At 72.5% G+C, this 12,263-nt stretch carries 10 protein-coding genes; 4 read left to right on the top strand and 6 right to left on the bottom strand.

Features of this window, described 5'->3' with window-relative positions; translation table 11 throughout:
- Positions 1–83 precede the first annotated feature (83 nt).
- The 3 genes from rplM (at position 84) to ASF27_RS00180 (ending at position 1,368) form a co-directional block, all read left to right on the top strand.
- Entirely contained in the window at positions 84–557 is a 474-nt protein-coding gene (rplM, locus tag ASF27_RS00190) for a 50S ribosomal protein L13 (protein ID WP_056171592.1), read from the top strand.
- 2 nt (positions 558–559) lie between these two features.
- Entirely contained in the window at positions 560–1,039 is a 480-nt protein-coding gene (gene rpsI / locus ASF27_RS00185; RefSeq protein ID WP_056171590.1) for a 30S ribosomal protein S9, read from the top strand.
- Between the two features lie 77 nt (positions 1,040–1,116).
- Positions 1,117–1,368, top strand: coding sequence for a hypothetical protein (locus ASF27_RS00180; RefSeq protein WP_056356846.1), 252 nt, complete (start codon positions 1,117–1,119; stop codon positions 1,366–1,368).
- A gap of 6 nt (positions 1,369–1,374) precedes the next feature.
- Here ASF27_RS00180 and ASF27_RS00175 read toward each other — a convergent pair whose 3' ends face one another.
- The 3 genes from ASF27_RS00175 to glp all read right to left on the bottom strand — a co-directional run bounded on the left by ASF27_RS00175 (position 1,375) and on the right by glp (position 6,861).
- The gene (locus ASF27_RS00175) at positions 1,375–4,401 is read right to left on the bottom strand and encodes an ATP-binding protein (protein WP_056356843.1); all 3,027 of its coding nucleotides are present in this window, start codon (positions 4,399–4,401) and stop codon (positions 1,375–1,377) included.
- On the bottom strand, positions 4,394–5,089 hold the full coding sequence (locus ASF27_RS00170; RefSeq protein WP_056172148.1) for a TerC family protein: 696 nt from the start codon (positions 5,087–5,089) through the stop codon (positions 4,394–4,396). Before ASF27_RS00170 ends, ASF27_RS00175 begins: the two co-directional genes overlap by 8 nt.
- Before the next feature lie 521 nt (positions 5,090–5,610).
- On the bottom strand, positions 5,611–6,861 hold the full coding sequence (glp, locus tag ASF27_RS00165; RefSeq protein WP_056356837.1) for a gephyrin-like molybdotransferase Glp: 1,251 nt from the start codon (positions 6,859–6,861) through the stop codon (positions 5,611–5,613).
- Between the two features lie 158 nt (positions 6,862–7,019).
- Here glp and otnI point away from each other — a divergent pair, with 158 nt between their 5' ends.
- Positions 7,020–7,811: a 2-oxo-tetronate isomerase gene (gene otnI, locus ASF27_RS00160; protein ID WP_056302575.1), complete on the top strand. Its 792-nt coding sequence runs from the start codon at positions 7,020–7,022 to the stop codon at positions 7,809–7,811.
- Positions 7,812–7,845: 34 nt separating this feature from the next.
- Here otnI and ASF27_RS00155 read toward each other — a convergent pair whose 3' ends face one another.
- The 3 genes from ASF27_RS00155 to tssH form a co-directional block, all read right to left on the bottom strand.
- Positions 7,846–8,859 (bottom strand): LysM peptidoglycan-binding domain-containing protein, encoded by a 1,014-nt coding sequence (locus ASF27_RS00155; protein WP_056356832.1) that lies wholly within the window; start codon positions 8,857–8,859, stop codon positions 7,846–7,848.
- 116 nt (positions 8,860–8,975) lie between these two features.
- Positions 8,976–9,452 carry a type VI secretion system tube protein Hcp gene (locus tag ASF27_RS00150; RefSeq protein WP_056171580.1) on the bottom strand — a complete coding sequence of 159 codons (477 nt, stop codon included), beginning with the start codon at positions 9,450–9,452 and terminating at the stop codon, positions 8,976–8,978.
- A gap of 66 nt (positions 9,453–9,518) precedes the next feature.
- Positions 9,519–12,185, bottom strand: coding sequence for a type VI secretion system ATPase TssH (gene tssH / locus ASF27_RS00145; protein ID WP_082478720.1), 2,667 nt, complete (start codon positions 12,183–12,185; stop codon positions 9,519–9,521).
- Between the last annotated feature and the right edge of the window lie 78 nt (positions 12,186–12,263).

The following is a 12,263-nucleotide window of genomic DNA, read 5'->3' as shown; positions in this document are numbered from 1 at the left end:
CACCCCCTAGAGACCGTGCCAACGCCGTCGCGTCCCGAACGCGGCGGCGCACCCTTTTCAAGATCAGACTGGAACGTCACGGGATGAGCAGCGCGCAAAAGACCTTTTCGCTGAAGCCCGCCGATGTCGACAAGAAGTGGATCATCGTCGATGCGGAGGGCCTGGTCGTCGGCCGGCTCGCCTCCATCATCGCGATGCGCCTGCGTGGCAAGCACAAGGCTTCGTACACGCCCCACGTCGATTGCGGCGACAACGTCATCGTCATCAACGCCGAGAAGGTGAAGTTCACCGGCCGCAAGCGCGAGCAGAAGGTGTACTACCACCACACCGGTTACCCGGGCGGCATCAAGGAGCGGACGGCGAAGTTCATCCTCGACGGCCGGTTCCCCGAGCGCGTGGTGGAGAAGGCCGTGGAGCGCATGCTCCCGCGCGGCCCGCTGTTCCGCGAGATCATGGGCAACCTCCGGGTCTACAAGGGCACCGAGCATCCCCACACCGCCCAGCAGCCGCAGGCGCTCGACGTCGGCAGCCTCAACCGCAAGAACGTGAGCGCTTGATCATGGCGACCCTTCAGTCCCTCTCCGACCTCACCCGCGGCAACGTCGAGAACCCCGAGGACGCCGCCCCGGTCCACGTGCAGAAGCTCGACGCGCAGGGCCGCGCCTACGCCACCGGCAAGCGCAAGGACGCGGTCGCCCGCGTCTGGATCAAGCCCGGCAACGGCACCGTCGTGGTCAACGGCCGCGCCGTCGAGGTGTACTTCGCCCGTCCGGTGCTGCGCATGATCCTGCGCCAGCCCCTCACCATCGCCAACCGGGTCGACCAGTACGACATCACCGTCACGGTGCATGGCGGCGGTCTCTCGGGTCAGGCCGGCGCCGTGCGCCACGGCCTGTCCAAGGCCCTGACCTACTACGAGCCCGAGCTGCGCTCGCCGCTCAAGCGCGAGGGCTTCCTCACCCGCGACAGCCGCGTGGTCGAGCGCAAGAAGTACGGCCGCAAGAAGGCCCGCCGCAGCTTCCAGTTCTCGAAGCGCTGATCGGCCCATATCGATCCTACAAAGAGGGCGGCGTCACAGCCGCCCTTTTTGCGTTCACTCAGCAGGAGCAGCCCGCGATGGCAAAACCCTTCCGGCGCGTCGAGGCCCCCGTGGCGAGCGCTGTCACCCTATGCCTCGACCAGAAGGGCGGCGACGTGACGGGCGAGGTCAAGCTCGCCGACGGCCGGCTGTTCAGCACCACCGGGCCGCTCCCCGTGGCCGAGGCCTTCGGCATCGCCGTGCATGTGGCCAACGAGGGGGGCCTCGAGATCGTGGTGATCGACCCCCGCGCCGTGTGGAAGCCGTCCTGGGGCGTGCTCGAAGGGTAGGGCCCTTTACGGGCGCGCGTCCGGCCCGGATGCGCGCTGCGACAGCAGCCCGTCGATGGCGGAGAACAGCAGGGCCCAGTCCACGGGTTTGGCCACGTGGGCATCCATGCCGGCCGCCCGGCAGCGGGCGATCTCCTCCGCCATGGCGTTGGCGGTGAGCGCCACGATGGGCAGCCGCGCGCGGCCCTCGTCGGCCTCCGCCCGGCGGATCGCCCGCGTCGCCGCCAGACCGTCCTGGCCGGGCATCTGCACGTCCATGAGCACGAGGTCGAAGGGCGGCTCCGTCGCCACCGCGCTCACCGCCCGCTCGCCGTCGCCCACCACGGTCACGGCGTGGCCCTTCTGGCGCAGTACCGTGCCGATGATCTCCTGGTTGATGGGGTTGTCTTCCGCCAGCAGCAGCCGCCGCGCCAGGGGCGCCGGGGCCGTCAGCGCCGTCCGCCCGGTTCCGGCATCGGCCGCCTGCGCCAGGGGCAGGGGCACCGTGAACCAGAACGTCGAGCCCTCGCCCACCCGGCTGGTGGCGCCGATCTCGCCGCGCATGAGGCGCACGAGGCGGCGGCTGATGGCGAGGCCGAGGCCGGTGCCGCCGTATTGCCGCGAGATCGAGCCGTCGGCCTGCGAGAAGCGCTCGAACAGGTGGGGGAGGGCGTCGGCCGCGATGCCGATGCCGGTGTCGACCACCTCGATGGTGACGAGGGGCACGGCGCCGGTACCGCTGTGGCGCGCCCGCAGGGTGACGCTGCCGTCCGGGGTGAACTTGATGGCGTTGGTGGCGAGGTTCAGCACCACCTGCCGCAGGCGCGTCGGGTCGCCGATGAACCAGTCGGGCATCCCGGGGGGAACCTCGACGGAGATCGCCACGGACCGGCCCCGCACCGCCTCGACGGAAAGTTCGCGGCACGCCTCCAGGAGGGCGCGCAGGCCGAAGGGCAGGGATTCGACGGTGAGCTGCCCGGCCTCGATCTTCGAGAAGTCGAGGATGTCGTTGACGATGGTCAGCAGCGAGCGGCCCGATTCCTGGGCGAGGCCGAGGAGGCGGGTCTGCGAGACGCTCAAGGTCGCCTCGCCCATGAGCAGATCGTGGACGCCCAGCATGCCGGTGAGCGGCGTGCGCAGCTCGTGGCTCATGTTGGCGAGGAACTCGGCCTTCACCCGCGCACCGGCTTCCGCCGCCACCTTGGCGCGCTCCAGGTCGGCTTCCTGGCGCTGGCGCTCGGTCACGTCCCGGATGGCGTGGATGATCTGGACGCCGTGCTCCTCGATGCGCCGGAACGCGGCCTCGACCCAGATGTCCGACCCGTCCTTGTGGCGCAGGCGATAGACCGCCGAGCCCGTGGGGCGCGCCGACGACAGGGCGTGCAGGGTCGCCGACAGGTTGGCGATGTCCTCCGGGTGGACGAGGGTGCGCAGGCCCGCCTCGTTGGCCTCGTCGACGGTGTAGCCGAGCATCGGCGTGACGGCGGGCGAGATGTAGAGGTGGCGCCCGCTCGGGTCTTCGAGGAGGATGAGGTCCGAGGCGTGGTCGGCGAGCAGCCGGTAGCGCGCCTCGCTGTCGCGCAGGCGGTCCTCGGCGAGGCGCCGCTCGGTGACGTCCGTGAGGGTCTGGACGTAGCCCTTGCCGCCGAGGATCGGCAGGGAGCGGATCTCGATGACGCTACCGTCGACGCGACGCCGCTCGGAGCGCAGGTCCGTGGTGCGCCGCTCGCCGTCGAGGTGCCAGTGGGCCGGGTCCTGGATCAGGACGCCCCAAGCGCCCGTGGCGCGGCAATGCCGGCGCACGGCCCGGTAATCCGGGCGCCTGGCGATCATCTCGGGGGGCAGGCGCAGGATCTCCAGGGCGCGGTGGTTGGCCATGGGCACGGTGCCGTCGGCGGCGATCACCATCAGGCCCTGATCGATGCCCTCCAGGGTCGCTTCGAGGAGTTCGGACTTGTCGGCCAGCGCCCGCTCCACCTGCTTGCGGTCGGTGAGGTCGGCGAACACCCCGAACAGCGCATGGGTCGCCTCGGCGCCGCCCGCATCGGTCACCTGATAGACCCCGCGGGCGAACACCTCGCGCACGTCGCCGTCCGGCCGGACGATGCGCAGGCGGATCTCGAAGCCGGCCCGGTCGCGGATCGCGGCGGCGATGCAGGCCTCCACGCGCGCCCGGTCGTCGGGATGGTAGGCCTGGATCGCCGCCGCCAGGGTCGGCACGAAGGTCGCCGGGTCGACGCCGTGGATGCGGAACACCTCCTCCGACCAGGTCAGCGCGAAGCCGGGCAGGCCGATGAGCCAGTGGCCGACATGGGCGACCTCCTCGGCCATGCCGAGAAGGTGGGTCGCGGCGTGCGCCTCCGCCTCGGCGGCCTTCAGCCGCGTGGTGTCGCGCAGGGTGATGCAGACGAGCGCGGCGCCCTTCGCCCCCCGGAGGGGAACGTAGAGGGCATCCGTGCTGTCGAGGCCACCGAGGCGCAGGCTCCCACCCTCCCTCCGCACCGGCAGGCCGGTGGCGACCGCGCGTTCGAGGTGGGGCCGCATGGCCTCGGCGTCATCGCGTGAGAACACGTCCGTGAAGGGCAGGTTTTCCGGGCAGGCCAAGCTTTCCGGGGAGGCCAAGCTTGCCGGGGAGGCTTGATCTCCGGGCTGCGCGAGGCGGCGGCGCGCGGCTGCGTTCGCCCGGATGAGGGTCGACCCGCCATCGGCGGCGACCGAGACGAGGAGCTGGAGATCCGGCGCCGCCTCGAAGGCGTCGAGGAAGCGGGCCTCGGCCGCGTCCGCCTCGGCCTTGAGCCGCCGGGTACGGCGTTCGGCCGCGATGGCGAGGCCGAGGAGGGCCGCCACCGACAGGCCGACGATCAGGGACGGGACGAAGCCACCGGCCAGCGCGAAGTCGAATCCGGCGACATCGACCACCGCCCGCTCGATCTCGGCCGTTCGGGCGAACTGCCAGCCGCCGAGCAACAGGATGGCGAGGGCAGCGGAGCCCGCCGCCCATGCGGCGGCGGAGAGGCGCGGACGATGGGGCGTGCCAGAGCGGTCTTCAGCCACGCTGCACCGCGTCGGCAGCCTGGGTCCGGCGCCGCGTGAGGAGGGCGGCGACGCCGATGACGAAGGCGGCGCAGGCCGCGGCCGCCCAGGTCGCGGCATGCGGCACCGCGGCGATCCGCTCGACCACGAAGGGGTCGGTGGCGATCATCTCGCCGGCGATCCAGCCGAGCAGGCCCGCGCCGGCCCAGACGATGGCGGGATACTTCTGGAGAAGGCGGCTGATGAGGGTGGCGCCCATGACGATGAGGGGAATCGACAGCAGCAGCCCGAACACGAACAGCTCCACATGCCCCTTGGCGGCGGCCGCGATGGCGACGACGTTGTCGAGGCTCATCACCGCATCCGCGATGGCGATGGTCCGAACCGCCCGCCACAGGGAGGTGCTCTCGTCCACCGTGTGGGCATCCTCGTCCTCGCCGAGCGCCAGCTTCACGGCGATCCAGACCAGCAGCACGCCGCCGACCACGCGCAGGAGCGGCACCGCAAGGAGCCAGGTGATCGCCAGGGCGAAGACGATGCGCAGGGCGACCGCCGTTCCGGCACCGAGCAGCATGCCGATGCGGCGCTGGCGCGGCGGCAGGGCCCGGCACGCCAGGGCGATGACCACGGCGTTGTCGCCGGAGAGCAGCAGGTCGATCCACACGATCTGCAGCACCGAGACGAGGAAGGGCGTGTCGAGGGTGATCATCGAAACCTTATGGGGCGTCGTCTGGCGGAAGCGGATGCCGTTCCGGGCGTGCGCCCGAACGGGGGAAATGAGCCCGGTCTCGTACCGTCCCCATGTGAAGTGCCTACTCGCGTGCCGTCGCGCCAGTGCTCCCTTACCGTCGCGGCTCGCGGATTCACACTTCTCGGCGCGACGCAGCCCTCACCCCAGCGGATTTCTGACGTGTCCGAGACCCGTCGAACGTCCGGGACGGCGTCGACGGTCCGGGCGCTTCGCCAGCCTCGGCCCGACGGGGACCTCGTCCACCCCGGTTGTCAGCCTGACGCCACACGGGCTGTGGACTCGGTTCCTCGCGCGGATGACGCGGGCCGCCACGCCTTACAAGAGAGTGAGCGCCCTCGTGCCTCACGCCGGCGGAGGGCGGCTTCCGACGCGCGCCCGCGGGCCCGTGTCCGAACCCGGTGCCCTCCCGGGGGAGGGCGCCCGCACCCGATCCCGTGGCCAGGCGGGTCGTCCCCTCAACGCCGCCCGCGACGGCAAGCTCACGCGAGGCTCGTATGGGGATAGACCGCGATCCCGTCGCCCACGCGCACGGCGGTCAGGTCCTCGGACAAGACGGCGAGGCCGTCGCTCGCCGCGAGGGACAACAAACCGCCCGCCGCCGCGCCCGCGGGCCGGACCGCCTCGAGGGTACCGTCGTCGGTTCGGCGCAGGCCGACGCGGAGGATTTCGCGCCGGCCGGCCTTCTTGGTGTGGTCGAAGGCGGCGCGGGCCGCGACCGCCAGGGGCGGGGGCGAGTCCCAGCCGCCGAGGCGGGCGAGGAGGGGACGCACCACGAAGAGGAGGGTGACGTAGGCGGCCACGGGATTGCCCGGCAGGCCGACGAACGGCGTTCCGGCGATGTCCCCCATGGCGACGGGGCGCCCGGGTTTGATGGCGAGGCGCCAGAAATCGAGCCGCCCGACGGCCTCGATTGCGGGGCGGACGTGATCCTCCTCGCCGACGGAGACCCCGCCGGTGGTGATGAGACAATCGTGCCGGCCGGCTTCCGCCGCGAGGCGCGCGCCGAGGGTCTCGGGCCGGTCGCGCAAAATACCGAGATCGCGCACGTCGGCGCCGAGGCGGCGCAGCAGGGCGGCGAGCATCGGCCGGTTGGAATCGTGGATCGCGCCGGCCTCGAGGGCGGCCCCGGGCTCGGCGAGTTCGTCGCCCGTGGAGAACAGCCCCACCAGGAGGCGCCGGCGCACGTCGAGCCGGCCGTGGCCGGCGGCGACCGCGAGGGCGATGTCGGCCGGGGTCAGGCGGTGGCCCGCGGCGACGATGCGCTGGCCCGTGCCGACATCTTCGCCTTTCCGGCGGCAATTGGCTCCCGGTGCCAGACCGGCCGGCAGCACGATCTCGTCACCGGTGCGGCGGACATCCTCCTGCATGAACACCGTGTCGGTGCCCTCCGGCATCGGCGCGCCGGTGAAGATGCGGATGGCGGTGCCGGGGAGGGCAATGCCGGTCTGCCCGGCGGCGATGCGGCCCCGCACGGGCAGGCGGGTCTCGCCCGTGGCGGCGAGGTCGACGGCCCGCACGGCGTAGCCGTCGACGGCGGAATTGTCGAAGGGCGGCACGTCGCGGCGGGCGGTGAGCGCGTGCGCCGCCACCCGGCCGTCGGCCTCGCCGAGGCTCACGCTCTCGATGCCGGCGCGCACGGGGAGGGCGGCGACGCGGGCCACGGCCTCGTCGAGGGACAGGGCGAGGGATCGTCCGCGACCCACGAGGCTGCTGTCGGTGAGTTGCGCCATGCCGCCGGATCCCGCTTCTCCGGCCCGAGCCCGAAGCGCGGACCGTTTCGGATCTGTACGCTGCCGGGCTAACCTGCCGACTCGCCAAGGGCAATGTGCGGGCACGCGGCCGGCCGGTTGCGAACGCCCTCTTCGAATGCCCGGGAGTGCCAGGACCCATGCCGCGCTTTGCCGCCAACCTCACCCTGATGTTCACCGAGGTGCCGTTCCTCGACCGGTTCGCCGCGGCGGCGCAGGCCGGCTTCACGGCGGTGGAGTGCCTGTTTCCGTATGGCCATCCGCCGGAGGCGATCGCCGAACGCCTCGCCCGGCACGGCCTGACCCTGGCCCTGTTCAACCTGCCGCCGGGCGATTGGGACGCGGGCGAGCGCGGCCTCGCGGCCTTGGCCGACCGATTCGCGGAGCTCCAGGCCGGCGTCGAGACGGCCTTGCCCTACGCCGCCGCCACGGGCGTCGCCCGGCTGCACCTAATGGCGGGCCTCGCCGACCCGCGCGACCCGGCGGCGCGGGACGCCTATCGCCGGGCCGTGGCATGGACCGCCGAACGGCTCGCCCGCGCGGGGCTCGACCTCGTGCTGGAGCCGATCAATCCCCGCAACATGCCGGGGTACTTCCTCGCTGATTTCGGGGCGGCGGCCGATCTCATCCGCGACCTCGCCCTGCCGAACCTCCGGCTCCAGTTCGACCTCTACCATTGCCAGATCCTGCACGGCGACGTGACCACCCGCCTGCGCGCCCTCCTGCCGCTGGTCGGCCACGTCCAGACCGCGAGCGTGCCCGCCCGCAACGAGCCCGGCACCGGCGAGATGAACGACGCGTTCCTGTTCGCCGAACTCGACCGCCTCGGCTACGCCGGTTTCGTCGGCTGCGAGTACAACCCCGCCGCCGGCACCGAGGCGGGCCTGGGCTGGTTCACCCCCTACCGGGCCGGGCAGATCGTGGGCGGGTGAGGCCGTCGTTCGCCCGCACCGCCGCGCGGCCGGATCAGCCGCCGATCCGCACCGGCGTGCGCGGCAGGGCCGCAGCGGCGAAACCGGCGGGCAGGCTGCGCCCGGCCACGGACGACCCGAGCATGGTCACGATGTCGGTGAGGCCGCCGCCCGGGGTCACGCACGCCTCCGACAGGATGGTTCCGACGAGCATCACCCCCGCGCTCGGCGAGGCGCTCGCCCAGGTCCAGGTCGACGGATCGTCGCCGCGCGCGCCCGTCGGGGCGGCCGCGCCCGCCGTGGCGCTCCGCGTCGCCCGCAACTCCACCGCGAGGGTGACGCCCTGACCCACGAAGGTGTGGTTGGCGATGCGGCCCGCGAAGTCCGGCAGGGTAATCTCCGCCGTCAGCACCGGCTCGCCGCGGGCGGTCACGCCCGGTGTCAGCCGGGCCTCGGGGGCTGCGACGGACGCCAGATCGAGCAGCGGCGCGTGGTAGCGCACCCGGGCGGCGCCGGCGTTCCAGCCCAGCCGGGTGCCGTGCGCGGCCAGGAGCCGCCCCAGCAGCATCGCCGACTGGGTCCGCGCCTGCGTCTCGGCGCTGCGAAGGCTGTAGTTCACCAGCGGGACAGGGCCGTTGCGCTGCAGCGCGATGGCGCCGCTGATCCGGAGCGTGGCGCCGAACGCCTCGCCCCGCACCGCGAGGCGCTCGTCCGCGAGGTGGAAGCCGTGTGCGAAATCGTTGACCAGGGTCTCCGCTGCCACGTTCCGGGCCAGGCCGTCGGCGATCGGCCCGGCCGCGCTCCCCCCGCCGCGCACCCCCGGCGAGCGCGTCGCCTGGCTGGCGGGCGCCCTCCGCTGCGTCGCACGCTCCCGGCTGGCGGGCAGGAAGATGGCCTGGCCCGGAACCAGCCGGTCCGGGTTGACGAGGGGCCGCTCGGTCATCGCCAGGATGTCCGGGCGATTGTTGAACGCGTAGAGATCGGGCCAGCGGGCGGGATCGCCGTAATGCGCCTCGGCGACACGCCAGAGCGTGTCGCCCGCCTTCAGCACGTAGCGGACAGGCTTCATCGGGTTCCCCGTGTTGGTCCGCCGCCGCGCCACGGGGCGGGCGAAGGCCGGATCTCGATCCACCCGAGCCGCACGCTGGCGCGGCCCGGTTCCGATGCGGGTGTGGCCGCGGCCCGTTAGGACGAGCGGGCGGTGGCGAGGTCGTAGGAGGCGATCATGGGTGATTGCTGCGCGTTCTTGTCGTCGAACGGCGTGTACTTCACGTCCATCTTGGTGAAGTTCAGCGTCACGGTCTCCACCGGACGGTCGCCCGTGGTGCCGACGGTGTAGCCGGCGATCAGCGTGTTGTGCAGCGTGAACTCGATGTAGGTGTCGCCGGGGTTTCCGGTGGTGACGAGGTGGATCGTCGCCGTCTTGCCGTTGCGGCCTGAGCAGGCCTCCTGGAACAGCTTGGTGGTGGAGCTGTCGCTGACCTTGGTCAGGGTGACTTCGCTCACCGTCGGCTCAGAGGCTTCGCGGTTCGAGGCGGAGCCCGCGAAGGTGTTCATGTTGCGCGTCACGTTCCAGTGCAGCGACTCGATGTCCATCCAACGCTTGTGCGTCTCGTGGGTGGCGTCGCCCTGGATTCCGTCGATCTGCAGGTAAATCGGCATGGTTTGGGCCCTGTGTCTCGTGTGGAGCGGTGTGGGCGGCGTCGCCCGGGAACGTTCGCCGGCGCCTTAGAGGGGGCGACCGTGCGAGGGTGCGACCAGGGGCGTCGCGGCCCCGGCGGTTGCGGCGGGGGCCCCGTCGGCCGAGGCGGTGAACTGTCCGTGGGACGCCACGCCGAGGGCGATCTCCCGCGGCACGCGTCCGTCGAGGGCGTGTTCGAGGATCAGGTCGGACAAAGCCGGCAGGATCTCGCGGGTCAGGGTGCCCTCGATGGCCCGCGCGCCGATATCCGCCGCGAGGCAGCGGGCGACGATCCGCGCCTCGACCCCGTCGTCCCAGACCAGCCGGGTCCCGTGCGAGGCCGCCGCGCGCTCGCGCACCCGCTCGAGCTGGAGCCGCGCGATCCGCGCCAGGATCTCGGGCGTCAGGGGCCGGTAGGGCACGATGGTCACGCGCCCGAGGAACGCCGGCTTGAAATGGCGCAGGAGCTCGGGCCGGATCGCCTCCACCAGGGCTTCGCCCTCCGGCATCGTCTCCGGGTCGGCCGCCAGCGCGGCGAGGGTCTCGGACCCGGCATTGGCCGTCAGGATCACGGTGGTGTTGCGGAAATCGACGTCGCGGCCCTCGCCGTCGCGCAGGGAGCCCTTGTCGAAGACCTGGTAGAACACGTCCTGAACGCTCGGGTGCGCCTTCTCGACCTCGTCGAGGAGCAGGATGCCGTAGGGCCGGCGCCGGACCGCCTCGGTGAGGACGCCGCCCTCGCCGTAGCCGACGTAGCCCGGCGGTGCCCCGATCAGGGAGGAGACCTTATGCTCCTCCTTGAACTCCGACATGTTCACGACGGTCAGGCTCGCCTCGCCGCCGTGCAGCGCCTCGGCCAGCGCCAGGGCGGTCTCGGTCTTTCCGACGCCGCTGGTCCCGACCATGAGGAACACGCCCGGCGGCTTGCGCGGATCGGCGAGGCCGGCGGTGGCGGTCCGCGTCGCGGCCGCGATCGTCGCGAGCGCGGCGTCCTGCCCGGTCACCCGCCGTTTGAGGCGCTCTTCGAGGGATTGCGAGGCGAGGGCCGCGTCGCGCAGGAGCCGCCCGGCCGGAATCCCGGTCCACCGCGCGATCACGGCGGCGACGGCCTCGCGGTCGACCTCCCGGTGGACGAGGGGGGCGTCGCCCTGCAGCGCCGCGAGGTCGGCCGTCAAGGCGGCGTGCCGCTCGGACACGCCCGGACGCGCGATCTCCCCGGGGGCCTCCAGGGCCTCGATCGCCGCGATCAGTTCCCGTTCCCGCCCGAGCCTGTCGCGGACGGCGGCGAGGCGCTCCTCCACGGCGGCGATGCGGCCGTCGAGTTCCCCCGACGATCCCGGCCCGCCGGTCCCGTCTCCCTTTGCCCCGTCCACCTTGTCGCCGTCCCGGGCCCGCGACGTCCGCTCCGTCTCGAGGTATCGTGCCTCGGCGACGAGATCCTGCAGGGTGGCCGGGTCGGAGGAACGGCTGATCGCCACCGCGGCGGCGGCCGTGTCGAGCACGCTCACGGCCTTGTCGGGCAGCTGCCGCGCGGGCAGGTAGCGGGCCGACAGGCGCACGGCCTCGACGATGGCGGCGTCGCGGATCGTCACCCCGTGGTGGGCTTCGAGGACCGGCACGAGACCGCGCAGCATCCGCGCGGCGGTCTCCTCGACCGGCTCGTCGACCTTCACCACCTGGAACCGGCGGGTCAGGGCCGGGTCCCGCTCGATGTGGCGCTTGTATTCGGACCAGGTGGTGGCCGCGATCGACCGGACCTCGCCGCGGGCGAGGGCCGGCTTCAGGAGGTTCGCCGCATCGCTGCCGCCGGCCTGGTTGCCCGCGCCGATCAGCGTGTGCGCCTCGTCGATGAACAGGATGACGGGTGTCGGCGCCGCCTTGCAGGCGGCGATGACCGCCGTGAGCCGGCGTTCGAACTCGCCCTTCACGCCCGCGCCGGCCTGCAGGAGACCGAGATCGAGGGCACGGATGCACACGTCCGCCAGAGGGGCCGGAACCGCGCCGGCGGCGATCTGCAGGGCGAGTGCCTCGACGATGGCGGTCTTGCCGACCCCGGCCTCGCCCGTGAGGATCGGATTGTTCTGCCGCCGCCGCAGGAGGATGTCGATGACCTGGCGCAGCTCCGGCACGCGCCCGATCACGGGATCGATCCGGCCCGCCCGGGCTTCGGCGGTGAGGTCCACCGTGTAGCGCTCGATCTCGGCGTCCTCGGGCGAACGGCCGTCGACCGGGGCGCCACCCGATTCTCGGACCGATGCCGGAACGGCCGCGGCCATGTCCGCCACCCGGCCCGGATCGACCCGAAGGGACGGGGCGATGTCCCGGACCGTGGCCCTGAGCGCGGTCGAGGTGGTCAGCGCCGAGACGAGGTCGGCCGCCGTGACCGTATCCCGGCCGTAGCGGAGGGAGGCCGTCAGCCAGGCCTCCTCGATCCACCCGATCGTCGCCTGCGACAGGGAGGGGGCGCCGCCGCCGCTGCGGCGCATCCGATCCAGTGCATGGGCGACCTCGTTCGACACCGAGGCGGTCCGGCAGTCGAGTTCGCTCAAGAGATCGGTGAACGGCCGGCACCCGTCGACGAGGGCCAGCAGCCAGTGCTCGACCTCAACCGCACCGTGCTCGCGGGCGACCGCGAGGCCGACGGCCTTCTCCAGGGCCTGCCGAAGCGGCGGGTCCAGTCTTGCAACCACGACGTGAAGGTCGAATGTCGGCATGGGATCTCGTCTGCTCCGCCGCGCCGGACCATGAAGCCGCTGCGATCGCTGTCTTCGACTGGGGTTCAGCCTTGGTCG

The organism is Methylobacterium sp. Leaf102 (assembly GCF_001422425.1).
Lineage (GTDB): Bacteria > Pseudomonadota > Alphaproteobacteria > Rhizobiales > Beijerinckiaceae > Methylobacterium.
The sequence above is the reverse complement of the archived record's forward strand: the minus strand, read 5'-3'. Positions and strand labels throughout refer to the sequence as shown.